This window comes from Streptomyces sp. NPDC031340, assembly GCF_055569945.1.
The window spans coordinates 35,778-60,097 of record NZ_JBVIIE010000022.1 but is presented as its reverse complement, the minus strand read 5'-3'; the positions used below and the strand labels follow the sequence as shown (position 1 = coordinate 60,097).

Genomic DNA, 24,320 nt, shown 5'->3' with positions numbered 1-24,320 from the left:
AGCACGACTGCGTGAAAGTACCCAAGCAAACCGCTACATTGAAGTGACAGTTAATCGAGTGGCGCGACGAAGGGCTTCACGTGATCAACAGGCGCACTTTCAGCAAGACCGTCGGCCTGGGCACCGGCGCGACCGCGGTCTCTCTCTCCGGGCTGCGGACCAGCGCGTCCGCCGCGACCTCCGCGGACTTACCCCGTTCCGCGACCTCCGCGGCCTCCGCAACCTCCACGACCGCGGCCTCTGCGGCCTCCGCACCCGAGGCGGCCGGCACCCGCACCGGGTTCGGCACGATCAGGCAGGTAAAGGCGGGTGTCCTGGACATCGGGTACGCCGAGGCCGGCCCCGCCCACGGCCCGGTCGTCATCTGCCTGCACGGCTGGCCCTACGACATCCACAGCTTCGTCGACGTGGCCCCGCTCCTCGCCGACCTGGGCTACCGCGTCCTCGTCCCCTACCTGCGCGGCCACGGCAGCACGCGCTTCCTCTCCCGTCACACGCCCCGCACCGCCGAGCAGTCCGCGATCGCGCTGGACATCGTCGCCTTGATGGACGCCCTGAAGATCGACAAGGCCGTCCTCGCCGGCTTCGACTGGGGCTCGCGCACCGCCGACATCGTCTCCGCACTGTGGCCCGAGCGCGTCAAGGCCCTTGTGTCCACGAGCGGTTACCTCATCACCGACCGCAAGAAGCAGCTGGAGCCCGCCCCTCCGGCCGTCGAGCACAACTGGTGGTACCAGTGGTACTTCGCCACCGAGCGCGGCAAGCGGACCATGGAGGACGTCGACGAGCGCATCGCGCTGTGCCGCTACGTGTGGACCCTCGTCTCCCCGAACTGGAACTTCGACGACGCCACCTTCGCGCGCACCGCCGAGGCCTTCAAGAACCCCGACTACGCCGCCGTCGTCCTCTACAACTACCGCTGGCGCATCGGCCTGATCGAGGGTGAACGCCGCTACGACCGCTACGAGAAGCTGCTCGCGGCCCAGCCCCCCATCGACGTTCCGACGATCACCCTCGACGCGGCACTCGACCCCTTCACCCCGCCCGGCGACGGCTCCGGCTACCGCGACCACTTCACCGGCCCCTACCAGCACCGCACCGTCGAGAACATCGGCCACAACCTGCCGCAGGAAGCACCCACCGTCTTCGCCCGGGCCGTGGTCGACGCCGACCATCTCAGTCGACCATAAATGACACCCGGCTGTAGCGGTTACTACAACAGGCTGCGCTTCAGCGAGGCAGTAGACCTCCCACTCTTCACATTGCCCCACTAGAATCCGTTCGGTGAGAGCCGACGCAGCACGCAACCTGGAAGCCGTCCTGACCACCGGAGCGCGCATGCTCGCCGCCGACCCCGGCGCGAGCATCGCGAGCATCGCCAGCGAGGCAGGCGTGGACCGGCGCACCGTCTACCGCCACTTCGGCTCCCGCGAAGAACTCCTCGCGGCCATCTACGCGTCTCGTCTCACGGCCATCGAGCGCGCCGTCGAGGACGCCCGACTGGGCGAAGCGCCTGTCGCCGTCGCACTGCACCGCTACGTCGAGAACATCATCGCCGTCAACCGCACCTGGCCCGTCGACCTCGCCCGGATGCTCGCCGACGAGGACGTCCGCGCACGCCGTGACGCATCCGTCCGCGAGGTCGACGTCTTCCTCCGGCGCGCCACCGACGAAGGGCTCCTGCGCCCCGGTCTCCCGGAGGGATGGGCGAGCGCGCTGCTGCCCCAGCTCATGCACCTGGTCTCCCGGCAACTGCCTGAACTGAGCCCCGGACAGGCGGCGGACATCGTCGTCGACACCCTGCTCAACGGCCTCGGCGCCTCCTGAACCGTCATCGCGAGCGGCGGGCCGCGGGTGGCCGGGGGGTGCTTGCCCGAAGAGGCAATGCGGGCTGCCCTTTCCCCGAGCACGCGCCCCTGGACGGGAGCCGGAGCGGCCCACGACGCTTGCGACGAACGTCCGGCATTCCGCGGGGAGCGGCAGATGCGCGCATACGACCAGGGGCAGGAACACGAGCACGACGAGTCCGGAAAAGCAGCCCGGGAGACCCGTGATCACGCGTCGGCGGAACTCCCGCACTTGCTGAAGGCCGCCGCCACCGGGCACCCGGAGGTGATCGGCCGTTCCGGCATGAGCACTCTTCAACGGACGGTCGGCAACGCGGCCGTCGGCGCGGCGCTCCAGCGGGAGACCGAACCGGAGAAGCCGGAGCAGGGCGAGGCTCGTTCCAGCGTCCACGACGTGGTCTCGTCCGGCGGCGGTCAGCCCCTGGACACCGACACTCGCACCGACATGGAGGGCCGGCTGGGCGCGGACTTCTCCTCCGTGCGCGTGCACACCGGGTCGGCCGCACACGAGTCGGCGAAGGAGGTCGGCGCCCACGCCTACACGGTCGGCGACAACATCGTCTTCCAGCGGGACAGTTACGACCCCTCCTCGCACCAGGGCCGTACCACGCTCGCCCATGAGCTCACCCATGTCATCCAGCAGCGCAACGGCCCGGTGGACGGGACGGAGGCGCCGGGCGGGATCCGGGTGAGCGACCCGTCCGACCGCTTCGAGCAGGAGGCTTCGGCCAACGCCGAACGCGTGCTGGCCGCCCCCGCTCCGGCTCCCGCCCCAGACCTCGCCCCGGCGCCGGTCGCGGCGCCCTCCGATACCGCCCCGTCGACCGCTCCGGCAGCCGCCACGGCACCCGTGCAGCGCCAGGCCGCCGACGACGAGGAGGAGGAACCGGCTGACGTGCAGGGGTCGTTCGTGCAGCGGGCTGCGGAGGGCGGGAACGAGGAAGAGGAGGAGTCCGCGCCCGAGGCGTGAACCCCTCCCCTTCTCTTCCGGTTTCGCGACTCCCGTCCCTCCCGGTTTCGCGGGCTCGCCGCGCGTCAGCCGTTCAGCCGTCGGTCTCCGTGTTCGCCTTCGCCTTCGCCGTGATCTTGCCGCCGAGGAACAGGGACTCCGAACACTGCGACGGCGCCGGGGCCTTGACCGGCTTGCCCACCTCCCGGCAGCTCACGGCGATGGTGATACGGCCGCCCGAGCGCACCTCGATGGGGGTGACGAAGTGGTAGTCGGAGTCACGGAAGTTCTCCAGCGCCAGGTTGAGCAACTGCCCGTCGTCGGTGGAGATCACCAGGGTGCCCGCGTCGCCCTGCGGGTTCTGCACCACGATGTCGGTCAGTTCGAAGGTCTTGCCGTCCGGGACCGCGTACGCGGTCCGCCGGGTGGCGGCGCCGCCCACCGCGTCCCGCACCTGAACCCGGGCGCTCTCCGGTGCAGTGGAACCTCCGGACCCGCCGGACCCGCCGGACCCGTCGGATCCGCCGGACCGGCCGGGCTCGCCGGTCGCGCCGCCCGCCGGGGACGCGGAGGAGTCCCCGCCGGAGCCGGCCGAGCTTCCGTTCCCACCGCCGCCGGCCGGGTCCTGTCCCTGTCCGTCCTTGCCGCCGCCCTTCTGGTCGGCGTTCCCCTGCCGTACCGCGGACTCCAGGGCCTGCGGGGTGATCGCCTCACGGGCGGCCGACCGTACGGTGGGCCGCAGTACCGCGTACCAGAGCCCCACCAGCGCACCCGCCGCCAGCAGCGCCACGACGAGGGCGCGGGGAAGCCAGCGGGGCAGGATCGCCTGCTGCTCGTAGGAACCGTCCACGATCACCGGCTGGTACGGGTCCTGCCCCTCCGGCGTCCGGGGTGCCACCGCCACCTGGAAGGGGTGGGTGACCGGCATACCGCGCCACAGCCGTTTGGCGGGGCGCACGGTCAGCGTGGCGAACCTGGCCTGGCCGGGCGGGATCTCCACCTCGGCCGTGTCGAAGGCCAGCCGAGCCGCTTCGGTCGCTCCCCGCGCGCTCAGCGCGATCATGACGGGCGTGTTGCCCCTGTTGTCCACGGCCAGTTTGTGCCGCCCGCGCCACGTACCGCTCGAACCGGGCGGCACCAGTTCAGCGGTGATGTCGGTGAACGGGCTTACCGTCACGATCCGTTCGAGGACTGCCGTCTCGCCGCCGTCGGTCGTCGGCACCACACGCAGTCCGAGCGGTGTCTCTCCGGGCGCCACCTCCGAGGTGCGGGGCGGAGACAGCTTGACGGTGGCGCTGCCGGTAGCGCCCGGGTAGAGGGACAGGCTCTCCGGTTCCACCGTGGCCCAGCCGGCGCACGGCCCGACCACCTCGAACCGGCATTCCTCAACGATGGTCCCCGAGTTGAGCACCTGCACCGCAAGATCCGCCACGCCGCCGGGCTCGACGGTGACGGAAGACTCGTCCAGGCTCGCCGAAACACTCATGCGGCGCACCGTATTGTCCGCTACGACCCGCCAGGACCGGCCGCGCAGGAACACTTTCGGGCAATCCCGATGCCCTGTGAGTCACCAGCAATTCCCTTCGACATTCCAGGGCATTACCGTGGTCAGTTGGTAAAGGGGGACCCATGTGAATGAAACGTGATGCTGCCATGCTCACGATCTTTGCATCTTTCCCTGGTGTTCTCCCTCAGTCGCCCGAAGAGAGAGAGCGACATGTTGCAGATGAACGGAGAGCGCATCACGGTGGCGCTGCGCGCCCAGGACCCTTTGTCGCAGGCGGGAGTTTCCAGCCAGTTACGCACCCGCCCTGAAGTCAAGGTCGTCGAATGGGAGGAGGAGGACGCACCGCAGGTGGTGGTCGTCGTCCTCGACTCGGTCGACGACGATGCGTTACGCCTGTTGCGTCAGATCCGGCGGACCAGTACCGCGCGGGGGGTACTGGTCACCACCCACATAGACGAACAACAACTCGTGAACGCCGCCGAATGCGGCTTCGTCGGCGTCGTGAGGCGCTCCGAGGCGACCCCCGAACGGCTGGTGCAGGTGATCGGCTCCGTGGCGAGGGGCGAGGGCCAAGTGCCGCCCGACCTGCTCGGCAGCCTACTCGAACAGGTCGGGCGGCTCCAGGGACAGGGGCTCGCACCGCACGGGCTCTCCTTCACCGGGCTCTCGGCACGCGAGATCGAGGTGCTGCGACTGGTGGCCGAGGGGTACGACACCGCCGACATCGCCCTGAATCTTTCCTACTCCGAACGCACGATCAAAAACGTTCTGCACGCCGTCATGACGCGTCTGAATCTGCGCAACCGTTCACACGCGGTGGCATATGCGATGCGGCAAGGGCTGATTTGAGAAGCAGGTGGGGGTAGTCCCCCAATGCCTCATAGGGCAGCCGGTCCTTCCCCAAGGGCTGGCTGCCACCCCGCTGCCTCACGTATCCGCGATCCGCGATGGTTCGAAGACCAAACGCGCGATGTCCTGACGTACGTCCTGAGTGGGGTGTTCAGTGCGTTCTGTACGGGGGTTCCGGCGCTTTCCGTCACCCGCCGGTGCACGTCCTCATCAGGTGGTCCACATCGGCGTACTGACCGCCGTACTGCTCCTGGTGATCGGTGTCGTCACGGGAGCCGTCTACGGCGTGCCGGCCGCCACTCCGCAGCCGACGGTGACCCCGGCAGTGGTGGACGAGCCGCTCGACCCGGGCGGATCACTCACGGTGGACAAGCGGGTCCGTACACCCGTGGTACCGCCCCGGCCGGACGTCGTCCTGCTGGTGGACGGCACGGGCAGCATGCAGCCCACCATCGACAACGTCCAGAAGAACCTGAGCAGCATCACCGGCCGGGTGCGCGAGGAACAGCCCGACTCCCGCTTCGCCGTGGCCACTTACGGCGACCAGGAGGTCGACGGAGACCGGGTCTTCACGGTGCTCCAGGGACTCACGGACGACCTGGACGCCGTACAAGCAGGCGTCAACGGCCTCACCGCCGACCGGGGTTCGTACAGTCCGGGTCCCGCCGAGGACTGGATCAACGCCCTGTGGCAGATCGGCAACGGGGCGGGAGGGCAGACCGTCTTCCGGGAGGGTGCGAGCCCCGTCGTGGTGCTCGTCGGCGATGCCTCCAGTCACGACCCCAGCAAGGATCACACTCTCACCGATGCCGTGAACTCCTTGATGAGCGTGGGGGTACGGGTCATCGCCGTCGACGTGGCGACCGAACTCGGCGACGGTCTGAACGGCAACGGCGACAACGGCAACGGCCCCGGACAGAACCGGGAGCCGACCCACGATCCCGACCAGGCGAACAAGGTCGTACAGGCGACCGGGGGCAAGCTCTTCCAGAACATCGACGCCGACCAGGTCGCCGACACCGTCGTCCAAGGGCTGACCAACCTGCCCACCACCGTCACCCATCAGACGGTCAGCTGCGATCCCGCCCTCTCCGTCACCCTCGACCCACCGAGCCTGCGGGTGACGAGCGGGGAAACCGCCGCCTTCGACGAGACGATCACGGTGGCGGACGACGCCCCGCAGGGCATGACCCTGAGCTGCACCGTCCAGTTCCTGCTGGACGGCAAGCCACCGAGCGGAATCGCGCCGGCCGACGTGGTGCCGACCCGGGAGGTCCGCGGACAGCGGACCGCTTCCGGCGGATCCCCCGGCGACTCCGCCGACGGAGCGGCCGACGGAGGCGCCGACGCGGTGGGCGAGGCCCAGGGCGATTCCGACGGCAGCACCGGATCGGGTGCCGGACCGGATACCGGATCGGCCGCCGGGACCGTCGCCGGGACGATCCACGGCGTCATCGGCGGAGCCATCGGCGGTGTGGCCGGTGGCAGTGACGGTTCCGGCGGCCGGAGCACCGACCCCATCGGTGGTGTGATCGCCGGCGTCACCACGGGCGGCGGCGCCGGGAACGGCGGCCTGCCGACCGGCTCCGGCGGTGTGACCGGGGGCACCCGGACCGGCGGCCAGGACGGCGGCGGAAGCAGCGATCCGGGCCCCGCGGACTACCAGGAGCAGATCACCATCACCGTCAATGACGTGACCGCCCCCGTCGTCACGGTCGACGACCGAACCGTCGAGGCTTCCGGCGGCGACGGCGCCGTCATCGACTTCACCGCCACCGCCGAGGACGCGGTCGACGGCACGCTGCCCGTCACCTGCGACCCCGCCCCCGGCTCCCGTTTCCCCGTCGGCACCACCACGGTGACCTGCACCGCCACCGACTCGTCCGGCAACACCGGCACCGACACGGCCACCTTCACCGTCACCCCGGCTCCCGTACCGAAGCAGGCGGACATAGCCGTCACGGCGACCGCGTCCCCCGTCCCCAACTACACGGGCCTGAAGACCCGAGCCGGCTTCACCCTCACCAACGCGGGCCCCAGAACTGCCAAGAACGTTGTTCTGACGACCAGTTGGCCGCGCGTGCAAGGCGACGGCAAGCGCACCCTGTCCGCCCTGTCGAAGTGCACCCACGCGAAGCCCTGCACCATCGCGCCCGGCGAACGCCTCTCCGTCACCCAGAGCGCCGTCTACGACACCGCCGTCAGCGGTGAGATCCGTGCCTCGGTCACCGGCTCACCACGCGACCCCCGGCGCGCGAACAACACCGACACGGCCCGCATCCGCGTCCTCCAGCCGAAGCTGACCGTCACACCGCGGGTGGCCAGTCCCGGCGATGTGGTCGTGGCGCGCGGCAAGGACTTCCCGCCCGGCCGCACGGTCGCGCTCAGCTGGAAGCCGGGCATCACCGCGGCGCGTTCGGCGGTACGGGTCGGCCCGGACGGGACCTTCGAGGCGCAGGTGCTGGTGCTGCGCAAGGACCAGCTCGGGCCCCGCGTGCTCCGCGCCGACGTGCGCGGCCTGGACCGGCTGACGAAACCGGTGCTGATCGTGCAACCCAGCCTCCAGCCGCCGGACTTCGCGGGCCGGAGGTGAGGACGAGCCGTGATCCACGAGGTCGACGAGGCGCTGCGCACGATGTTCCGGACGGACGCTCTGGCGGGCGGCCGGGTGGCGGTTGTCTTCGACGCCCCCACCCGGGACTGGGCCGCCAAGGTCAACGCCCCCACCGTCAACCTGTACCTGTACGACATCCGTGAGGACATGCGCCGCCGCGAACGTGGCCTGCTCAACGAGTACGACGAACAGGGCACCATCGTGGCCCGGCGCCGCCCGCCGCGCTTCTTCAAGCTGTCGTATCTGATCACCGCGTGGACCAAGCGCCCCGAGGACGAACACCGCCTGCTCTCCTCGCTCCTGTCGTGTCTGCTGCGCTACGAGGCCCTGCCCCCCGCTCAACTCAGCGGCGCCTTGGGCGAGCTCGACGTCTCCGTACCCATGACGGTCGCGTTGCCGCCTCCCGAGGACCGTTCGTTCGCCGATGTGTGGAGCGCGCTCGGCGGCGAACTCAAGCCCTCGCTCGACCTGGTGGTGAGCGTGCCGGTCACCGAGTCCCCGGTGTACCCGGCGGGCCCGCAGGTCGGCGAGGAGGGCGTACGGCTCGACTTCGGCGAGCTGCCCCCGGACCGGCCGGCGCCCACCGCCCCAACCCAGCCGATGCCCGGCGGCGCCAACCTGCCGGTGTACGGGGCCCGCCGGGGCGGCATCGCGTCACGCGTGGCGGAGGAGCACAGGGAATGACGCTCCCCACGGACCCCTGTACCGCACCGGCGGACACGGACGCCTCCGACCCTGGCCTGCGCCACCTCCTGGACCGGGCGATCCTCGTCGAACAACGGGTACGGCGGGCGGTCCACGCCCGGCAGGTCACGGACCCGGCCCCGGACGACGCGTTCCGCGGCCTGTACCTGAGCGACGAGACGATCCACCGCCTCCTGGAACACGGCCGCCACCTCACGGTCACCGCCCCCGACGACACGGACGCGGTGTTCCTGGCCGAGACGGAGTCACGTGCCGACGCCGCGGAAGCGGCAGGTCGGCCCACCCGACTGCGGTCCCTGGCCCATGACTTCGGCCTCTCCCCGCTGGACACCGAGATCCTGCTGATCGCACTGGTCCCGGACCTGGACGACCGCTTCGAGCAGTTCTACGGCTACCTGAACGACGACGTCACCCGCCGCCGCCCCACCGCCGGTCTCGCCCTCGGCCTGTGCGGCCTGTCCGCGGCCGACGCGGCGGCCAGGTCACGCCTGTCCCCGCAGGCACCGCTCCGCTCCGGCGGCCTGCTGCTGGTGGAGGACCAGGACCGTCCCTTCCTGGCCCGCTCCCTCCGCGTCCCCGACCGGGTCACCGCGCACCTCCTCGGCGACGACACCCCCGATCCGCGCATCGTGGACGTTCTTGCTCCCTGGCAGGACGTCCCCGGCGTCGGCGACCCGTCGGGACTCGCCCATGCCCTCGCCACCGGGGTTCCCTTGGCATACCTCCGCGAGGAACAGGGCGGCGCGGGCGCCGCGCTCGCCGCCTCCGCGCTGGCCCGCGCGGGCCACGGTGTGCTGGGCGTCGGCCTGGACCGCCTGGCCCGCGATCCGGACCCCGCCGAGGCGGTCCGCGTTCTCACCCGCGAGGCCCGGCTGACCGCCTGCGGACTGGTGTGCGCACCACTCGACACTCTGACCAGGGAGCCGGACAAAACGGAGATCATCCGCCTGGTGACGGACGTCCCCGTCCCCGCGGTCCTGACCGGCCGGGCGCCATGGGACGCGACGTGGTCGTCCCGCCCACCCCTGCTCCTGCACGCCCCCCGCGTGGAACCGACGGCCCGGGCCGCACTCTGGTCGAACGCGTACCCCGCCCCCGTCCCCCCTGACTTGGACCTGGACCTGACCCGCCTCCTCTCCCCCTTCCTCCTGACCCCCGACCAGATCGTCAGAGCCGCCCGAGGAGCCTCCCAGGCCGCCGCGCTGGACGGCGGCACCCTCCACCCGGACCACATCCGCGCCGGCGCCCGCGCGCAGAACGCCGCGGGCCTCGACCGCCTGGCGCGCCGGATCGAACCGGCGGTGACCTGGTCCGACCTCGTCCTCCCCCCGGCCACGCTCACCCAACTCCGCGAACTCACCGCCCGCGCCCGCCACCGCGACCGGGTCCTCGGCGAGTGGGGGATGCGTCCGGGCGGCGGCCGGGGGCGCGGCGTGACGGCCCTCTTCGCGGGCGACTCGGGCACCGGCAAGACCATGTCCGCCGAGGTGATCGCGTCCGACCTGGGCCTGGACCTCTACACGGTCGACCTGGCCACGGTCATCGACAAGTACGTGGGCGAGACGGAGAAGAACCTCGAACGGATCTTCTCCGAAGCGGCCGGCATCAACGGCGTCCTCCTCTTCGACGAGGCCGACGCCATCTTCGGCAAGCGCTCGGAGGTCAAGGACGCGCACGACCGCTACGCGAACGTCGAGAGCGCGTACCTCCTGCAGCGCATGGAGACCTTCGACGGCCTGGCCATCCTCGCCACCAACCTTCGCGCCAACCTCGACGACGCCTTCACCCGCCGCCTGGACCTGGTCGTCGACTTCCCCGTCCCCGACGCCACCCAACGGCGCGCCCTCTGGGACCGCTGCCTGGGCCCGCTCCTCCCCCGCACCGCCGACCTGGACCTGGACTTCTGCGCGGACTCCTTCGAACTGGCAGGCGGCAACATCCGCTCGGTAGCGGTGACGGCGGCCTACCTCGCCGCGGAGTCGGGCGCCCCGGTGACGATGGCGAACCTCATCCACGCGGTCCAACGCGAATACCAGAAACTGGGCCGCCTGACCCTGGCGTCGGAGTTCGGGCCGTACCTGGAGCTGCTGGACTGACCCGAACCACACCCCGGCTACCGGTCCGACCCGTGTCCGGAGGTGCCGATGCTGCCTGCGAAACCCGCCATCGACCAAGAGAGTATGATTCTGAGTATGACTATGAAGCGGGTCACCGTCACCATCCCCGAGGAGCTTCTGAGCTCGATTCGTGAGCGCATAGGGGAGCGCGAGCTGTCCGCCTATGTCACGGACGCCCTCGTCCAGCAGGACAGGATCGACCGCCTCGGTGAACTCTCCGACTGGCTCCAGGAGGAGCATGGCGCCGTCACCGACGAGGAGCTGGCCGAAGCCCGGCGCATCCGCGAGGCCGCTCTGTCCCGCATCGCCGCCCAGCTCGCCGCGGAGCAGCGGGGCGCCGCGTGACATCACCGGTCACCTACGTCTTCGACAGCGAGGCGCTCTCCCGGGCAGTGCGGGGCGACCGGGTGGTTGCGTCCCTCATCGAGGACGCCCGCCGCGAGGGCATCCCCATCGTCCTCACGCCCATGACCGTCGTCGAGGCCGACGACGGCCGCATCCCGCAGGCCCGGTGGAACTGGATCACCTCCCGGCTCACGGTCCACCCTCTGGGCGCCGATCAGGCCAGGTCGGCCCAGGTACTCCGGCGAGCCACCGGGATACACGGGCACAAGTACGTCATCGACACCTTCCTCGCCGTCACCGCCCTCGACCAGCCGGGCGCCGTGATCGTCTTCACCTCAGACGTCGACGACCTGTCCAAACTCCTCGCCGACCAGCCGCGCATCGTCGTCCAAGCACTCTGACGGCCTGTGGTCCGCGTGCGGGGCCGCTTACGCCGCCGCCTATCCGTCGCCACCCTCGTCTGCTACAGGCACGGCGAACGCTCGCGGCTGATCTACCGCCCCTGCCCGGACGCCCGGCCCGACGGACGCAAGAGCTTCTCCTGGAAGGACTACCGCGACCTGATCCAGACCGCGCGCCAGCAGCTCGGCGACCCGATCGTGCTGGTCTGGGACCACCTCAACACCCATCTCACGGCGGGCATGCGCCGCTACATCGCCGGGACTGGCTCACCGTCTGCCAACTCCCGCCCTACACACCCAACCTCAATCCGATCGAAGGTATCTGGTGGGTACTGCGGCGCACCACCACGGCCAACCGCGCGTTCGCCGAACCGCAAGACCTGATCACCGCCGCCCGGCAGGGGTACGCCAGTTCCAGTACCGCCACGACGTCCTCGATGCCTGCCTCACCGGCACCGGACTCATGCCCACCCCACCATGACAACATCACGCATTGAGGGTCAGTGACTGCCCAGGGCCTTGCTCGTTGCGCTTCCGGCCCATCACCCGATCGGCGACTCACTCGAAGAAGCTCATTGATCTGCGGACCTTTGCCGAACCCTGCGTTCGATGGCCCAGTCGGTGGATTTCTTTGCCATCCAGGCAGTCTGCCGCAGTGTGCTCTCGCCCTCGGCTCGGGCGTCGAGGGCAATCCGCACCAATGCATCGCGATCATGCCCTTCTCCTCTCGCCGCGAGACTCAGGGCCGTACCCATCCGGATTGCAGGGGAGGAAACGCCCATCCTATCGTGAAGCCACTGCACGTCGGATGCACTGCCCAGCCGAAGTGTGATGGCTAGATTTGCCACCCCTTCGATTATGTCGATCTTCAACGGTTCGCCAACCTGCTCGCCATAGATCTGCCGGAGCGTTGAGATCAACTCCGGGCCGGATTCTTTAATATGTGAAAGCAGGTAAGCTGCCGAGCTTCGTACCGCTTCGCTATTATCCGCCCCGAGAAGGGGCATTACCGAGGCAATAGATTCCCTGTAGCTCTTTGAGATCGACTTCTCCCACGCAACCATCTCGGTGAAGTGATGCCGCATGGCTGGCTCATCGTCCCACCGGAACTGCCACGCCCCCAACGTATATTCGTACGCATCGCCCAAATAGTTGAGAATCTCTCTCCGGATGGACACCTCTGGACGCATGACTGCATCCAGCAGCATCGGAATTGCCGCGACAGCCTCTTTCGTGAATGCGACACCCTGGGGGCTGATCCTCTCTTCAAGAACACCCAGGGCTGAAGCGGCCGTCCGGCAATCTGACGCACAAGCCCGTTTGATCAGTTTCTGTAGCTTCACGCAGCATTCCCCAGTTTCACGCAGTCGGCGATCAGCGGTTTCTGATTGCTATGCCCATGTCAGACAGTAGGGGTGCACAGAACGGGCAAGGCATATACGGATCTCCATAATTATCCATTTCCGCATGCGCCGCCTCCATATTTCCATTTCTTGCCGGGTTGCTGACATGCTCGCCACCCTCGACATTCTCGTACACCCTGTTACGCCTGTTTCGCTCAGCCCTCTCCTTGTCCTTGGCGACCCTATCCTCGTATGCTGCATTGAGGCACTCTATCTCAGCGCAGCCGAGATGGTGATTCGGTCGCAAGCGCCTGATCTCCTTGAGTGCATCCGCATTGAGGGAGGACGCCGGACGCATTTGCATGCTTCTTCCTTCAAAGTATCCGCCATCTTGAGTGCGGAGAATCGCCACAGCCTTACACCTCCCCTTATTACTCTCAGCTAAGGCCATGAGTTCATCAGAATTCTTGTTTTTCTTTGACCTCTTGTTAGAACGCTTCTCCTTCTTTGGGTTTATTTTGCCGACGATCAACCAGTGCACTTTGTCGCGTGTTGCATAGAGTCGAGTTAGACCGTATTTAACCCGTAGAGGACTAAGGATCGGATTAATATCACTTTTCTCTGTATCGTCACCCGGCAGCTCGTTTACTTGTGCAACGGCCGCGTCCACGGCTTTGTCGAGGCGGGCCTGCTTCTCTTCTAGGGACGCTTGCTCGTGTCCTGTATTTTTCTTCTCGCTGAACTTTCCCTTGACTCTTGCCCAGAGTTTTTTTCCTGCTTTGGCGATGAATCTGGCGATTTTATCGATGGCGCGATTGAACGGCCGTGAGACTTTCTGGAAGACCTGTTTGATCTTATTGGCCAGGCCGCCGATCCCCAGCAGCGACGCCAGGAATCCAATCAATAGGGGAATGCTCGCCGCCAGGGCTGTTTCGACCATCTTCGGGACGCCTGCCGAGCCCCCGTTGGCGATGGCCACCACCGCATCGAGCACCGCGTTGACGAAGTCGATGATCTGGGCGCCCTGGGTCACGATGAAGGTGACGATGTCGACGATTCCCTTGACCGCGCGGACGAACGCCGAGGCCGGGTTGAGGAGGGAGAGGATCCAGGTGATGCCGGCGATGATGACCGTGGGGATCAGGTAGGACTTGAGGTCCTCCAGGATCGTGGACTTCAGGTCGCCCACCTCGGCCTGGATCTCGTCGACCGCGCCGGCCGGGCCCTCCGTCGCCAGGGCCTTCGCCACCGGGACGGACTGTTCGACCGTGTTCATCGCCTGGTCGGGGACGCCCTTGCGGGTGATGCGGGCGCGGATGTTCGCCCAGGTCAGGCCCAGGAGGGAGGCGATGAGCTGGATGATGCCCTTGAGGTCGAAGCGGGAGGGGATCTCGATGCCCGCCTTCGCCGACGTGCCCAACAGCCAGGAGACCAGGCCTGATTGGAGGTGCGTGCCGATGTTCGAGACGAATTGACGAAGGCCGGCGCCTACCGCACGGACCAGGTTGCCCAGGAAACCGATCGGGTCCTTGATGATCTTGGTGATGGCGGCCGCGGCCTTGGCCAGGATGCCCATCAGGAGGTTCTTGAGCTCCTTGATGGTGTTGATGACGTCCTTGACCGCGTCCACGGCCTTCTGGACCAGGCCCTTGTTCGCTTCCTGGAGTTTCTTGATCTCCTCGTCGACCTTGTTGAGGGCCTGGGTGTACTTCTGGGCCAGGGTCTGGACCAGTTGCTTCGACTTGTCGTTGACCTCCGATTCGAGGTCGTCGAACTTGTCGGCGAAGTCCTTGGCCGCCTCCTGGCCGAACTGCTTCAGGTCGGCGGGGAGTTTGTCCACCTCCCGCTTCAGGTCCGCGCGGCCCTTCGCGATCCGGGCCTTGGCCCTGCCGAGTTCCGTGCCGATCGTGTCGGCTATGGACGAGATGACGCCCTGCATCATGCGGACGTAGAGCTTGCGGGACTCCTGGAAGAGCTGGTTCGCCTCCTCCGGCATGCCCGCGATCTTGTCCTTGGCCCACTTGGCCGGGCCCCAGAAGCCGCCGTACCGCTTGTCCTTGTACGCCTTCATCCGGCGTTTCTGGTCGGCGTTGAAGGCGTCGCGGGCCTTCTTCTCCCCGTCCTGGAAGGCTTTGTCGACCTTGCCGTCCAGGCCCGTCAGGATGGCCTCGACGTCTTTCTGGGTGGCGTCGAAGACCTTCTGGAGCCTGGCGGTGACCTCCGCCCGCTTCTGCTCGTCCTTCGACTTGGTCTCGCCCTTGCCGCCGTCCACCTGTTTGCCCGCCGCGTCGCGGGTCGCCGTCAGGGCGGACATCGCCTGGGCGCCGGCCGCGGCCGCTCCGGACTTGGCGGTCGCCAACTGGGCCTTCTCGGCGGTACGGGCCTGGGCGGGGGCCGTCGCCGAGTGCTGCTCGGCTTTGCGCTTCTCCCCCAGCGCCGTGGTGAACTGCGGTTCGTTGCTCCTGGCCAGCTGCTCCTCGGTGACGTCGGCATCCGCCATCTGCTGGTCGGTCTTCTTCGGACCCTCGGAGAAGTCCGTGACCGCGGGCGGCTGTTGCTGCGGCGTCGCGTCGGCCGCGTTCGGGGCACCGGGATTCGCCGGAGGCTGGTCCGGGTGCATCGGGACGACCCGCTTCTCCTTGGCCTTGGAGGTGTCGGGGGCCGCCTTGGTCGTGGTCTCGATGTCCTTGGCCGAGGCCTTCTTGCCGTCGGTGACCTTGCCGTCGACCTCGCCCTTGATCTTCTCGGCCTTGTCTGAGTCGGCGAACTTGTCCGCCTCGTCGAGGTTCTTGGGGGCCTGGGCGGCGATCGCCTCGTTGACCGCCGCGATGAAGGCGGCCTTGTCGAACTCCCCGGGCTTCGCCGCGTTCATCTTCTCCGCGTTGGCCGCCTTGCCCTGGGCCTCCTTGTCGTCGGGCGGCGCCTTCGCCGCGTCCTGGGCCGAACGGGACTCTGCGGTCGCGGGTTTGTGCTGGGCCAGCTTCTGCTTCTTGGCGGCGATGTCGGCGGTGACCCTGCGCATGCCCGGCGCCTGCGACGGCGGCGGCTTCACCGGGGCCGTGTAGCGCTGCGCCACGAGACGGGAGACGGCCGCGTTGCCGGCCGCGCCCTGAAGGCGCTGTAGATTCCGCGGGTTCAGCCCCCGGCCCGAGGGCGCGGGGGGAGGCGTCCGCTCGGGCACGGGGGCGGGGGCGGGGTCCGCCTGCCGCGCGGACGGGGCGGACGGGGTGGGGCGGTCCTTCGGTGAGGCCGGCGATGCCTTGTCCGGGGCCGACTTCACCGCGTCACCCGGCCGGCCGCGCGGCGTCGGGACGGCAGGGCCGGCGGCGGCGATGGGGGCGGCAGTGGCGTCCGCGGCATGCTCTTCAGGGTGCCGACCTGTTCCGCGCGCGCAGGTGACAGGCCGGGTAGCGACGCGGGCAGAACGGCGTGCCCGAAGGGGAAGGGGCGTCGGCTGCACCTTCGGGCACGGAGTTCTGTACGCCGGTGCGGCCGAACGCCCTTCTTCGCAGATCGGCCGCACCGGAAAAATCACTGGCGTTTCCCCGGTCAAGGAGAGTGGTATGCCGTCGTACCTGTCCCCGGGCGTCTACGTCGAAGAGGTGGAGTCCGGGTCACGGCCGATCGAGGGGGTCGGGACCTCGGTCGCCGCCTTCATCGGGTTCGCCCGGAAGGGCCCGTTCCACGAGCCGACACTGATCACCAACTGGACGCAGTTCACCACCGTCTTCGGTGACTTCGTCGAGGGGACCTACCTCGCCACCTCCGTCTACGGATACTTCGCCAACGGCGGCGGGATCTGCTACGTCATCCGGATCGGCGGCACGGAAGAAGGCGGAGCCCGGGAAGAGGGAGCCCAGGAAGCGGAGGGCACGGAGGGCGTGAGGGAGGGCTGGCTCGGACCCACCGCCGCGCTCGGACCGTATGTCGTCAAGGCGCTGCCCGGCGTCACCGGGGAGATCACCGTCGAGGTCGCCGACCCCGAGGGCGAGGATCCGCCGCAGGACGTCTTCACCCTGGTCGTGAAGCGGGACGGGGTGGTCGCCGAGACGTATCCGTCGGTCACCACCAAGCGCAGCAAGGACAACGTGACCACGCAGGTCAGGGCCCGGTCGCGGCTCATCCGGCTGGAGGAGTCCGGCAAGGGGGCCGCACCCACCCGTCCCGGCGCGCAGTCCGTGACGCTGGCCGCGGCGCCCGGACCCGGCCCCGGCGCGGGGGCCGTCGCGGTGCCCGACACGCTGTCGGCGGACTCGTACGTCGGCGATCCCGAACGGCGCACCGGCTTCGGCGGTCTGGAGGCCGTAGAAGAGGTCACGATGGTGGCCGCGCCCGACCTGATGAGTGCCTACCAGCGGGGAGCGCTGGACCTGGAGACGGTCATCTCGGTGCAGCGCGGGCTGATCACCCACTGCGAGGCGATGGGGGACCGGATCGCCATCCTCGATCCGCCGCCCGGACTGAGTCCGCGGCAGATCAAGACCTGGCGGGAGGAGACGACGGGCTTCGACTCCAAGTACGCCACGCTGTACTACCCGTGGATCAAGGTGTTCGACCCGGCGGTGGGCCGCGACGCGTTCGTGCCGCCGAGCGGGCACGTCGCCGGTGTCTGGGCGCGCAACGACGAGACGCGCGGCGTGCACAAGGCGCCGGCGAACGAGGTGCTGCGCGGCGCGGTCGGGCTGCAGACGCAGATCACCAAGGGCGAGCACGACCTCCTCAACCCCATCGGGCTCAACTGCATCCGTGCCTTCCCCGGCCGCGGCATCCGGGTGTGGGGCGCGCGCACGCTCGCCGACGACCCGTCGTGGCGGTACCTGAACGTACGGCGGCTGTTCAACTACCTGGAGGAGTCGATCCTGGCGGGCACCCAGTGGGTGGTCTTCGAGCCGAACGACGACGCGCTGTGGGCCCGGGTCCGGCGCACCATCTCGGCGTTCCTGGTCAACGAGTGGCGCAAGGGCGCCCTCTTCGGGCTGACCCCGGACGAGGCCTTCTACGTGAAGTGCGACCGCGAGACCAACCCTCCGGAGTCCATCGAGGCGGGCCAGGTCATCTGCGAGGTCGGGGTGGCCCCGGTCAAGCCGGCGGAGTTCGTGGTGTTCCGGCTCGCCCAGCTCTCGGCGGGGTCGGGCGGGATCGACGAGTGACGGTGGGTGGCTTCGAGGCCCTCACGACGGACGGATTCTAGGAGGCTTGCATGCCGCTCCCCGAGCTCGACAGCTCCGTAGGACACTCCTTCGGCCTGGAGTTCGACAGCGTTCTCATCAAGCAGATCACCGAGGTCAGCGGTCTGAAGATGGAGCAGGACGTCATCGAGCTGAAGCAGAACACGGCCGACGGCAAGTACGCGATCAAGAAGTTGCCGGGCCGTCCCAAGGCCGGAGAGGTCACCGTCACCCGCGGCCTGACGGAGGACAACAGCTTCGAGCAGTGGATCAAGGACTCCCGGTTCGGGAAGATGACCAACGCCCGCCGCAACGGCTCGATCATCGTCTACGACTACGAGGGCCTCCCGATCAAGCGCTACAAGCTGATCAACGCCTGGCCCAAGTCGCTGGAGATCAGCACGCTCAAGGCCGGTGACACCTCCGTGCTGACGGAGAAGCTGGCGATCACCTACGAGAGCGTGGAAGTCGACTGATGTGGCGCAACACGATCGCCGCGTCGGCCCCCGGCGGTACGGAGGCGGACCGCGGCGGGGCGGTCGACACGCTGCGCACCGAGTTCCCCTTCGCGTTGCCGCGCGGGTACGTGGACGAGTCCGGGACCGTGCACCGCGAGGGGATCATGCGGCTGGCGACCGCCCGCGACGAGCTGGTGCCGCTGCGGGACGACCGGGTCCGGGAGAACTCCGCCTACCTGTCGGTGGTGCTGATCTCGCGGGTGCTCGTGCGCCTCGGCACGATCGAGGACGTCCACCCAGGCATCGTCGAGGACCTGTTCGCCACCGACCTCGCCTTCCTCCAGGACTTCTACCGCCGGATCAACGCCGAGGGGCACACCCGCGCCGCGGTCACCTGCCCCTCGTGCCGGGAGAACTTCGCGGTGGACCTGTCCGGCGGTGGTCGCCTGGGGGAATCATGACGTACGCGGCCGACCGGATCCATGAGGAAGTCGCGTACCTGGCCTTCCACTTCCACTGGTCCCTCGACCAGATCCTCGATCTCGAGCACCCGGACCGGCTGCGGTACGTCCAGTACGCCGCCCGGCTGAACGAGCGGTGACGCGGATGGGGTGGCTGTCCTGGCTCGCCGGTGGGCGCGGGCGCGGCGACGGTGCGCGGGGTCCCGCCGCGGGGAGCGCGCCGGACGCGAGCGGTCCGCCGGCGCACGCACCGGGGTGGCGGGAGGTGCCGCCGTTGCAGCGTTCGGTGGGCGCTCCCGCCCTGGTGACGGATCCGGCGGGGTTCCGCGGTTCGCTGGGCACCTGGCGGGACGCTTCGTTCCGCACCCCGCTCGGCCATCTGGTGAGTCCTGAGGCGCCGTCCGGGCTGGGCCACGGGCTCGTGGAGCCGACCGCGTCCGCCGCACCGCCGACGGTGAGCCGTCAGGCGCACCCGGATGCCTCGCATCGGGAGGCCGCCGGCCCGACGCGGGAGTCGGGCGCCCCGGGGTTGAGCGGTGGACTGCCGCTTCCGGTCGTTCCGTTGCAGCGATCGGTGGACGCTGGTGGATCCGACGACCTTTCGCCCACACCCGGCGCAAGCGGTGCCGACGACGTGGACACCGCCGCGCCGTTGGTCTCGGCCCCGGCTCCCGGCCTGCCGTTGCGTCAGCTGGACCGCGTACCGGTCGAGGACAGACAGGCCGGTACGACGCCGGAGGGCACCCCGCCGGCTTCCCCGCCGACACCGTCAGCACGGTCGGCGCCGACGTCCGCGTCACCGCCGGTCCAGCGGGCCGCCGAGCCCGGGTCCGCCCGCCCGCACGTCGGCTTCGGCCTGGGTGAGCCGTTGACCTCGCTGCCGCCCACGGCCCAGCGGAAGCCCGCCGCGAGCAGCGGTGGCGCCCTGCCTCCGGACGAGCCCAGGTCCGCCCCGTCGGCGGACCCGTCGTCCAAGCCGCTGCTCGCGGACGATCCACTCGTCGCGCGGCTCCAGGACCCCGGCCCGACGCCCGCACCCGCACCCGCACCCGCACCCGCACCGGAGCCGACCGTCGCCGCCACCGCCACGCCTGTACCGATCCAGCGGGCCACCGCGGCCGGAACGCCGGTGCCGGCCGAACCGGTTACGGCGGCAGAGCCGGTGGTGCCGCTGGTCGCACAGAGGTCGGTACCGCTCTTCTCGGAAGCGCGGGGCGGGCCCGGTGCGCACCCGGTCGAGGCCGAGCCGCGCGTCGTGCCGCTGCGGTGGGCGTCCGGTCCCGGGGACGGCCCGGCGGCGACGGCGGGCGGGGGTCCCGCGGGCGCGGCTGGAGCGCCGTCAGGACATTCCCCGGTGCCGCCCGCCCAGCGATCCGCCCAGCGATCCGCCCAGCGATCCGCCCAGCGATCCGTCGCTCCGGCGGCGGCCGACCCGCCGCCGGCCGTACGGACGCCCTCCCCCGCGGCGCCCCGCCCGCTGCCGGACGCCGGTGCGGTGGCCGTCACCGCGGGGGTGGCCCAGCGCATGGCCGACGGCTCGGTGGTGTTCCGCTCACCGTCCGCGTCGGCCGTACGTCCCGAGTCGTACGGTCCGCCGTCGGCGGCGGTGCCGCTCCCCCAAGCCGTACAGCGCGTGTCGTACGCCCCGTCGCCCGGGTTCGTGCAGCCCGGGTTCGTCCAGCGTGACGCGTCCGGTTCCGGGCCTCCGCCCCTAGACCCGCCCGACCCGCCGGACCCACCGGCCGCGTCCTCCGAGCCGTCCCCCGAACCGCCCCCCGAGAGCTCGGGCACCGCGTCGTCCGCCGCCGGGGAGCAGGCCCGGGATCAGGCGTCCGGCGGCTCCGGGCGCGGCGCGCCGAAGGTGGACGACGAGCTGGTGCGGGCCCTGGTGGCGCCGCTGAGCCGGCTGCTGAAGGCGGAGCTGCGGCTGGACCGGGAACGGGCCGGCCGGCTGATCGACACCCGGCACTGACGCGGCGCCGACGAGCGCGGAGAGACGGACGAGTGCGGAGGGACACCAGACACCCGGCACCGACGGGTGCGGAGAGAAGAGGTACGGCATGTCCGTGACCGATGACCCGGCGGTCAGCGTCTGCTTCGTCGTCACCGTGGACGGCATCGAGCTGGGCTCGTTCAACACGTGTGAGGGCCTGGGCTGCGAGGTGGTGCTCGAACAACGCGAGGAGGGCGGCAACAACGGTCACCTGTGGCAGCTGCCCACCCGCCTGAAGTACCCGAACATCAAGCTGTCGAGGCCGCTGACCCGGGACACCGAGAAGGTGGCCAAGTGGTTCGCGAGCATGACCACCGGCATCAAGCGCAGGACGGCGCACATCGAGGCGCGCACCGGCGACGGCCGCAAGGTGGCGCAGTGGGGGCTGCTGGAGGTGGTGCCGGTGCGCTGGAGCGGGCCCGCGTTCAACCCTGAGTCCCCCAAGGTCGCGACGGAGACCATCGAGATCGCCCACCACGGCTATGTGATGGAGGGCTGAGCGGTGGGTTCACCGGTGGCGTTCAGCGCGGCGGGCGCGGGGGCGGGTGCCGTCCGGGGGGCCGGTGGCGGGTCCCGGCCCAAGCTGGAGCACGCGTACCTGGAGCTGCGCACCCCGCCGCCGGGCGGCAGTCTGACACCGGGCGCGCCCTGTGGCCGGATCGACTTCCAGTTCAATCCGAAGGAGCTGTCCCTGACCAAGGCGGCGGCCTGGAAGCGGACTCCGGCCAAGGGGGCGAAGAGCGCGGGACCGCCCGAGTACCAGGGGCCGCAGCCCAGCAAACTCACGGTGGAGATGTTCTTCGACGCGAGCGACACGCAGGACACCAGCGTGGTGAGCGCGGTCGAGAAGCTGTTCGCGTGCTGTGTGCCGACGAGCGAGACGCGGCAGCAGCAGCGGGCCTCACCGCCGTGGGTGGTCTTCCACTGGGGCGGGCTCACCGGTTTTCCCGGTTACGTCAGCCAGGTGCAGGCGAAGTACACCCTGTTCACCACCTCCGGAGTGCCGATCCGGGCGGTGTGCCAGGTCACGATGGAGGAGATCACCGGGGAGACTCCGGGGCAGAACCCCACCTCGGGAGCGCTGCACGCGCGCCGGGTGCACCGGGTGCGCGCCGGGGACTCGCTGGCGTTGCTGGCCTGGCGCGAGTACGGCGACCCGGCCGCCTGGCGGGCGATCGCGGAGGCGAACGGGATCGACGATCCGATGCGCCTGCCCGAGGGCCGCGAGCTGCTGCTTCCCGCGCTGGACGAGCTGGAGCGGGGCGCGGGCGGTGGCGACGGACACGACGGAGGTCGGTGAGGCCGGTCATGGTCAATCAGAGCGTCGCCAAGGTACTGGTGGTGGAGTTCGACGGCCGTCCGCTGCCACCGCCGGTGGCGAACACCCTGGTCGAGGGGTACGTGGACGACAGCCGGACGCTGCCGGACTTGTTCGTGCTGCGTTTCCGCGACCCCGGCCGGGTGCTGCTGGAACAGACGGGCGTCCGGATGGGTACCCGGGTGCGGCTGCTGGCCGTCGCCGGGGGTGGTCCCGCGCCGCGTCCGCTGTTCACCGGGAGCGTGACGGCGCTGGAGGTGGAGTTCGACGACACGGGCACCTTCACGGTGGTGCGGGGGCTGGACGAGTCGCACCGGCTGCTGCGCGGCCGCCGGGTGGCCGGCTACCAGAACATGACGCTAGCGGACATCTGCGTCCGGGTGGCGCGGCGTGCGGGGCTGCAGCCGGGCACGGTGGACGTGGCGGGCCCGGTGCTGGAGCACGTGGCCCAGCCGAACGTCAGCGACTGGGAGTTCCTGAGCTCACTGGCCGAGGAGGCGGGCGCGCAGATCCATGTGACGGACGGCCGGCTGAACGTCGTGCGGCCCACGGAGGCGGGTGCCGCTCCGGAGACGTCCGCGCGGGCCGAACGCGATCCCCTGGTCCTGGAGCTGGGTGACAACCTGCTGCGCTGCCGGGCCGGGGTGTCCGCCGCCGAGCAGGTGTCGGCGGTCGAGGTGCGGGGCTGGGACGTACGGGCGAAGCAGCCGCTGGTGGGCCGCGCCGACGCGGGCCGGGCGGCGACGCTGGAGCTGGGGGTGACGGCGGCCGAGGTGGCACAGCCGTTCGGCGAGGCGGACTTCGTGGTGTCGGACGCGCCGTACGACAACCAGGCGCGGGTGGACCAGGCGGCGAAGGCGCTCGCCGCGCGGATCGCGGGGTCGTTCGCGGAGCTGGAGGCGGTGATCCGGGGCAATCCGGAGGTGCGGGCGGGTGGCGCGGTCACGCTGGCCGGAGTGGGCGCGCCGTTCGAGGGCCGGTACACGGTGACGTCCTCACGGCACGTGTTCGATCCGGTCCGCGGCTACGAGACCTGGGTGACGGTCTCCGGGCAGCAGGAGCGTTCGCTGTTCGGGCTGACCGGCGGCGGGCCTGGAGGCGGTACCGGGGCGGGCTCCCGGTGTTCCGGGCTGGCGAACGGCACCGTGACGGACACCAAGGACCCGGAGGGCCTGGGCCGGGTCAAGGTGCGGTTCCCGTGGCTGTCCGACGAGTACGCGAGCGACTGGGCGCGGACCGCCCAGGCGGGCGGGACCGGCGGTGGAGCGGCGTTCATCCCCGAGGTCGGCGACGAGGTGCTGGTCGGGTTCGAACAGGGGCACCTGGACCGTCCCTACGTGCTCGCCGGTCTCTACAACGGTCAGGACAGGCCGGGGCAGGGGCAGGGCGGCGCGGGACAGGCCGCGGGCCCGGGCGGCCAGGGGGGCCAGGGGGGCGGTCAGGACGCGGAGGCTGTCGACCCCACGAGCGGCGCCGTCAACAAGCGCGCGTTCGGCTCTCGCGGCGGCAACAGACTGGAGCTGCTGGACGCGGCGAACGGCCCGCAGGGCGTACGGCTGGTGACGGGCGACGGGAAGCTCAGGATCGATCTCGACCGCAGGGGCACCACCATCGTGGTGCACAGCGACGGCACGGTGGAGATCGAGGCGAAGGAGCAGGTCTCGATCAAGGCGGGCAGCGGGGTCGCGCTGGACGCGGGCAGCGGCACGCTGGAGCTGACCGGCGACGCGGTGAAGCTCACCGCCCGCAGCGGGGTCCAGGTGGACGGCGGCACCGGCCGGGTGAAGCTGTCCACCGGCGGCGCGGTGGAGGTGCGGGGCAACCAGGTGGCGGTGGACAGCACCACCCGCACCGAACTCAGGGGCGGTAACACGCTCACCGTCAACTCGCCGCTGGTGCGCATCAATTGAACCGCACGGCACGGCACGGCACCGAACGGATCAGGATCAGGCAGGGGGCACAGCACATGCCAGCAGCCGCACGCGTCGGCGATCCCACCGGGCATCCCGGGGTGATCGGCCCGCCCGGAGTGCCCACGGTGCTGATCGGTGGGCGGCCCGCGGCCACGGTGGGCACCGCGCACCAGTGTTCCTCGCCCGCCGCGCACGGCCCGTCCGCCCTTGCCCCGCCCGGCAGTTCCAGTGTGCTCATCGGCGGCCGGCCGGCCGCCCGGGTGGGCGACGCGGCGGCCTGCGGCTCGCCGGTCACGTCCGGGTGCCCGAGCGTGCAGATCGGAGGGTGAGGG

General features: G+C 70.0%; 22 protein-coding genes. 19 read left to right on the top strand and 3 right to left on the bottom strand.

What is annotated here, in order from left to right:
* The first annotated feature begins 80 nt into the window (after window positions 1–80).
* The 3 genes from ACZ5GT_RS18990 (at window position 81) to ACZ5GT_RS18980 (ending at window position 2,817) form a co-directional block, all read left to right on the top strand.
* Complete coding sequence (locus ACZ5GT_RS18990) at window positions 81–1,190, top strand: alpha/beta fold hydrolase (protein WP_469024950.1); 1,110 nt, start codon at window positions 81–83, stop codon at window positions 1,188–1,190.
* A 148-nt stretch (window positions 1,191–1,338) separates the two neighbouring features.
* Window positions 1,339–1,827 (top strand): TetR/AcrR family transcriptional regulator, encoded by a 489-nt coding sequence (locus ACZ5GT_RS18985; protein WP_469025245.1) that lies wholly within the window; start codon window positions 1,339–1,341, stop codon window positions 1,825–1,827.
* Window positions 1,828–1,983: 156 nt separating this feature from the next.
* Window positions 1,984–2,817, top strand: coding sequence for an eCIS core domain-containing protein (locus tag ACZ5GT_RS18980; RefSeq protein WP_469024943.1), 834 nt, complete (start codon window positions 1,984–1,986; stop codon window positions 2,815–2,817).
* Between the two features lie 73 nt (window positions 2,818–2,890).
* On the opposite strand, the gene ACZ5GT_RS18975 is transcribed toward ACZ5GT_RS18980, so the two are convergent.
* Window positions 2,891–4,282 carry a COG1470 family protein gene (locus ACZ5GT_RS18975; protein WP_469024940.1) on the bottom strand — a complete coding sequence of 464 codons (1,392 nt, stop codon included), beginning with the start codon at window positions 4,280–4,282 and terminating at the stop codon, window positions 2,891–2,893.
* A gap of 231 nt (window positions 4,283–4,513) precedes the next feature.
* Here ACZ5GT_RS18975 and ACZ5GT_RS18970 point away from each other — a divergent pair, with 231 nt between their 5' ends.
* The 7 genes from ACZ5GT_RS18970 to ACZ5GT_RS18940 all read left to right on the top strand — a co-directional run bounded on the left by ACZ5GT_RS18970 (window position 4,514) and on the right by ACZ5GT_RS18940 (window position 11,831).
* Window positions 4,514–5,152, top strand: coding sequence for a helix-turn-helix transcriptional regulator (locus tag ACZ5GT_RS18970; protein ID WP_469024935.1), 639 nt, complete (start codon window positions 4,514–4,516; stop codon window positions 5,150–5,152).
* Between the two features lie 214 nt (window positions 5,153–5,366).
* The gene (locus ACZ5GT_RS18965) at window positions 5,367–7,745 is read left to right on the top strand and encodes a VWA domain-containing protein (RefSeq protein WP_469024927.1); all 2,379 of its coding nucleotides are present in this window, start codon (window positions 5,367–5,369) and stop codon (window positions 7,743–7,745) included.
* A 9-nt stretch (window positions 7,746–7,754) separates the two neighbouring features.
* Window positions 7,755–8,450, top strand: coding sequence for a Pvc16 family protein (locus tag ACZ5GT_RS18960; RefSeq protein ID WP_469024922.1), 696 nt, complete (start codon window positions 7,755–7,757; stop codon window positions 8,448–8,450).
* The gene (locus ACZ5GT_RS18955; RefSeq protein WP_469024916.1) at window positions 8,447–10,567 is read left to right on the top strand and encodes an ATP-binding protein; all 2,121 of its coding nucleotides are present in this window, start codon (window positions 8,447–8,449) and stop codon (window positions 10,565–10,567) included. The genes ACZ5GT_RS18960 and ACZ5GT_RS18955 overlap by 4 nt, the downstream gene beginning before the upstream one ends.
* Window positions 10,568–10,663: 96 nt before the next feature.
* Entirely contained in the window at window positions 10,664–10,933 is a 270-nt protein-coding gene (locus tag ACZ5GT_RS18950) for a hypothetical protein (protein ID WP_469024909.1), read from the top strand.
* Window positions 10,930–11,334: a hypothetical protein gene (locus ACZ5GT_RS18945; protein ID WP_469024905.1), complete on the top strand. Its 405-nt coding sequence runs from the start codon at window positions 10,930–10,932 to the stop codon at window positions 11,332–11,334. Before ACZ5GT_RS18950 ends, ACZ5GT_RS18945 begins: the two co-directional genes overlap by 4 nt.
* A complete protein-coding gene (locus tag ACZ5GT_RS18940; protein ID WP_469025242.1) occupies window positions 11,331–11,831 on the top strand; it encodes a transposase in 501 nt (166 codons plus the stop codon). The genes ACZ5GT_RS18945 and ACZ5GT_RS18940 overlap by 4 nt, the downstream gene beginning before the upstream one ends.
* Before the next feature lie 75 nt (window positions 11,832–11,906).
* Here ACZ5GT_RS18940 and ACZ5GT_RS18935 read toward each other — a convergent pair whose 3' ends face one another.
* Window positions 11,907–12,677, bottom strand: coding sequence for a hypothetical protein (locus tag ACZ5GT_RS18935; protein ID WP_469024902.1), 771 nt, complete (start codon window positions 12,675–12,677; stop codon window positions 11,907–11,909).
* A 31-nt stretch (window positions 12,678–12,708) separates the two neighbouring features.
* A complete protein-coding gene (locus tag ACZ5GT_RS18930; RefSeq protein WP_469025239.1) occupies window positions 12,709–15,699 on the bottom strand; it encodes a phage tail protein in 2,991 nt (996 codons plus the stop codon).
* A gap of 541 nt (window positions 15,700–16,240) precedes the next feature.
* Between ACZ5GT_RS18930 and ACZ5GT_RS18925 the strand changes: the two genes are divergently transcribed.
* From ACZ5GT_RS18925 to ACZ5GT_RS18885, 9 genes are all read left to right on the top strand, one after another.
* Window positions 16,241–17,827, top strand: coding sequence for a phage tail sheath family protein (locus ACZ5GT_RS18925; RefSeq protein ID WP_469024898.1), 1,587 nt, complete (start codon window positions 16,241–16,243; stop codon window positions 17,825–17,827).
* A 50-nt stretch (window positions 17,828–17,877) separates the two neighbouring features.
* Window positions 17,878–18,321: a phage tail protein gene (locus tag ACZ5GT_RS18920; protein WP_469024895.1), complete on the top strand. Its 444-nt coding sequence runs from the start codon at window positions 17,878–17,880 to the stop codon at window positions 18,319–18,321.
* Window positions 18,321–18,764 carry a hypothetical protein gene (locus ACZ5GT_RS18915; RefSeq protein ID WP_469024892.1) on the top strand — a complete coding sequence of 148 codons (444 nt, stop codon included), beginning with the start codon at window positions 18,321–18,323 and terminating at the stop codon, window positions 18,762–18,764. The genes ACZ5GT_RS18920 and ACZ5GT_RS18915 overlap by 1 nt, the downstream gene beginning before the upstream one ends.
* The gene (locus ACZ5GT_RS18910; protein ID WP_469024889.1) at window positions 18,761–18,904 is read left to right on the top strand and encodes a DUF6760 family protein; all 144 of its coding nucleotides are present in this window, start codon (window positions 18,761–18,763) and stop codon (window positions 18,902–18,904) included. The genes ACZ5GT_RS18915 and ACZ5GT_RS18910 overlap by 4 nt, the downstream gene beginning before the upstream one ends.
* A gap of 494 nt (window positions 18,905–19,398) precedes the next feature.
* Complete coding sequence (locus tag ACZ5GT_RS18905; RefSeq protein WP_469024886.1) at window positions 19,399–20,736, top strand: hypothetical protein; 1,338 nt, start codon at window positions 19,399–19,401, stop codon at window positions 20,734–20,736.
* 88 nt (window positions 20,737–20,824) lie between these two features.
* A complete protein-coding gene (locus ACZ5GT_RS18900; protein ID WP_469024882.1) occupies window positions 20,825–21,256 on the top strand; it encodes a phage tail protein in 432 nt (143 codons plus the stop codon).
* A gap of 3 nt (window positions 21,257–21,259) precedes the next feature.
* Complete coding sequence (locus ACZ5GT_RS18895; RefSeq protein WP_469024879.1) at window positions 21,260–22,057, top strand: CIS tube protein; 798 nt, start codon at window positions 21,260–21,262, stop codon at window positions 22,055–22,057.
* A gap of 8 nt (window positions 22,058–22,065) precedes the next feature.
* Window positions 22,066–23,985 (top strand): VgrG-related protein, encoded by a 1,920-nt coding sequence (locus tag ACZ5GT_RS18890; RefSeq protein ID WP_469024876.1) that lies wholly within the window; start codon window positions 22,066–22,068, stop codon window positions 23,983–23,985.
* Window positions 23,986–24,041: 56 nt separating this feature from the next.
* Window positions 24,042–24,317: a PAAR domain-containing protein gene (locus ACZ5GT_RS18885; protein ID WP_469024869.1), complete on the top strand. Its 276-nt coding sequence runs from the start codon at window positions 24,042–24,044 to the stop codon at window positions 24,315–24,317.
* Window positions 24,318–24,320: the final 3 nt, after the last annotated feature.

Bases quoted from the DNA above. Each gene is read 5' to 3' on its own strand.
- ACZ5GT_RS18985 (WP_469025245.1), top strand. From the start codon at position 1,339: ATGCTCGCCGCCGACCCCGGCGCGAGCATCGCGAGCATCGCCAGCGAG.
- ACZ5GT_RS18980 (WP_469024943.1), top strand. From the start codon at position 1,984: ATGCGCGCATACGACCAGGGGCAGGAACACGAGCACGACGAGTCCGGA.
- ACZ5GT_RS18975 (WP_469024940.1), bottom strand. From the start codon at position 4,282: ATGAGTGTTTCGGCGAGCCTGGACGAGTCTTCCGTCACCGTCGAGCCC.
- ACZ5GT_RS18970 (WP_469024935.1), top strand. From the start codon at position 4,514: ATGTTGCAGATGAACGGAGAGCGCATCACGGTGGCGCTGCGCGCCCAG.
- ACZ5GT_RS18955 (WP_469024916.1), top strand. From the start codon at position 8,447: ATGACGCTCCCCACGGACCCCTGTACCGCACCGGCGGACACGGACGCC.
- ACZ5GT_RS18950 (WP_469024909.1), top strand. From the start codon at position 10,664: ATGACTATGAAGCGGGTCACCGTCACCATCCCCGAGGAGCTTCTGAGC.
- ACZ5GT_RS18930 (WP_469025239.1), bottom strand. From the start codon at position 15,699: ATGCGCAGGGTCACCGCCGACATCGCCGCCAAGAAGCAGAAGCTGGCC.
- ACZ5GT_RS18925 (WP_469024898.1), top strand. From the start codon at position 16,241: ATGCCGTCGTACCTGTCCCCGGGCGTCTACGTCGAAGAGGTGGAGTCC.
- ACZ5GT_RS18920 (WP_469024895.1), top strand. From the start codon at position 17,878: ATGCCGCTCCCCGAGCTCGACAGCTCCGTAGGACACTCCTTCGGCCTG.
- ACZ5GT_RS18915 (WP_469024892.1), top strand. From the start codon at position 18,321: ATGTGGCGCAACACGATCGCCGCGTCGGCCCCCGGCGGTACGGAGGCG.
- ACZ5GT_RS18910 (WP_469024889.1), top strand. From the start codon at position 18,761: ATGACGTACGCGGCCGACCGGATCCATGAGGAAGTCGCGTACCTGGCC.
- ACZ5GT_RS18900 (WP_469024882.1), top strand. From the start codon at position 20,825: ATGTCCGTGACCGATGACCCGGCGGTCAGCGTCTGCTTCGTCGTCACC.
- ACZ5GT_RS18890 (WP_469024876.1), top strand. From the start codon at position 22,066: ATGGTCAATCAGAGCGTCGCCAAGGTACTGGTGGTGGAGTTCGACGGC.
- ACZ5GT_RS18885 (WP_469024869.1), top strand. From the start codon at position 24,042: ATGCCAGCAGCCGCACGCGTCGGCGATCCCACCGGGCATCCCGGGGTG.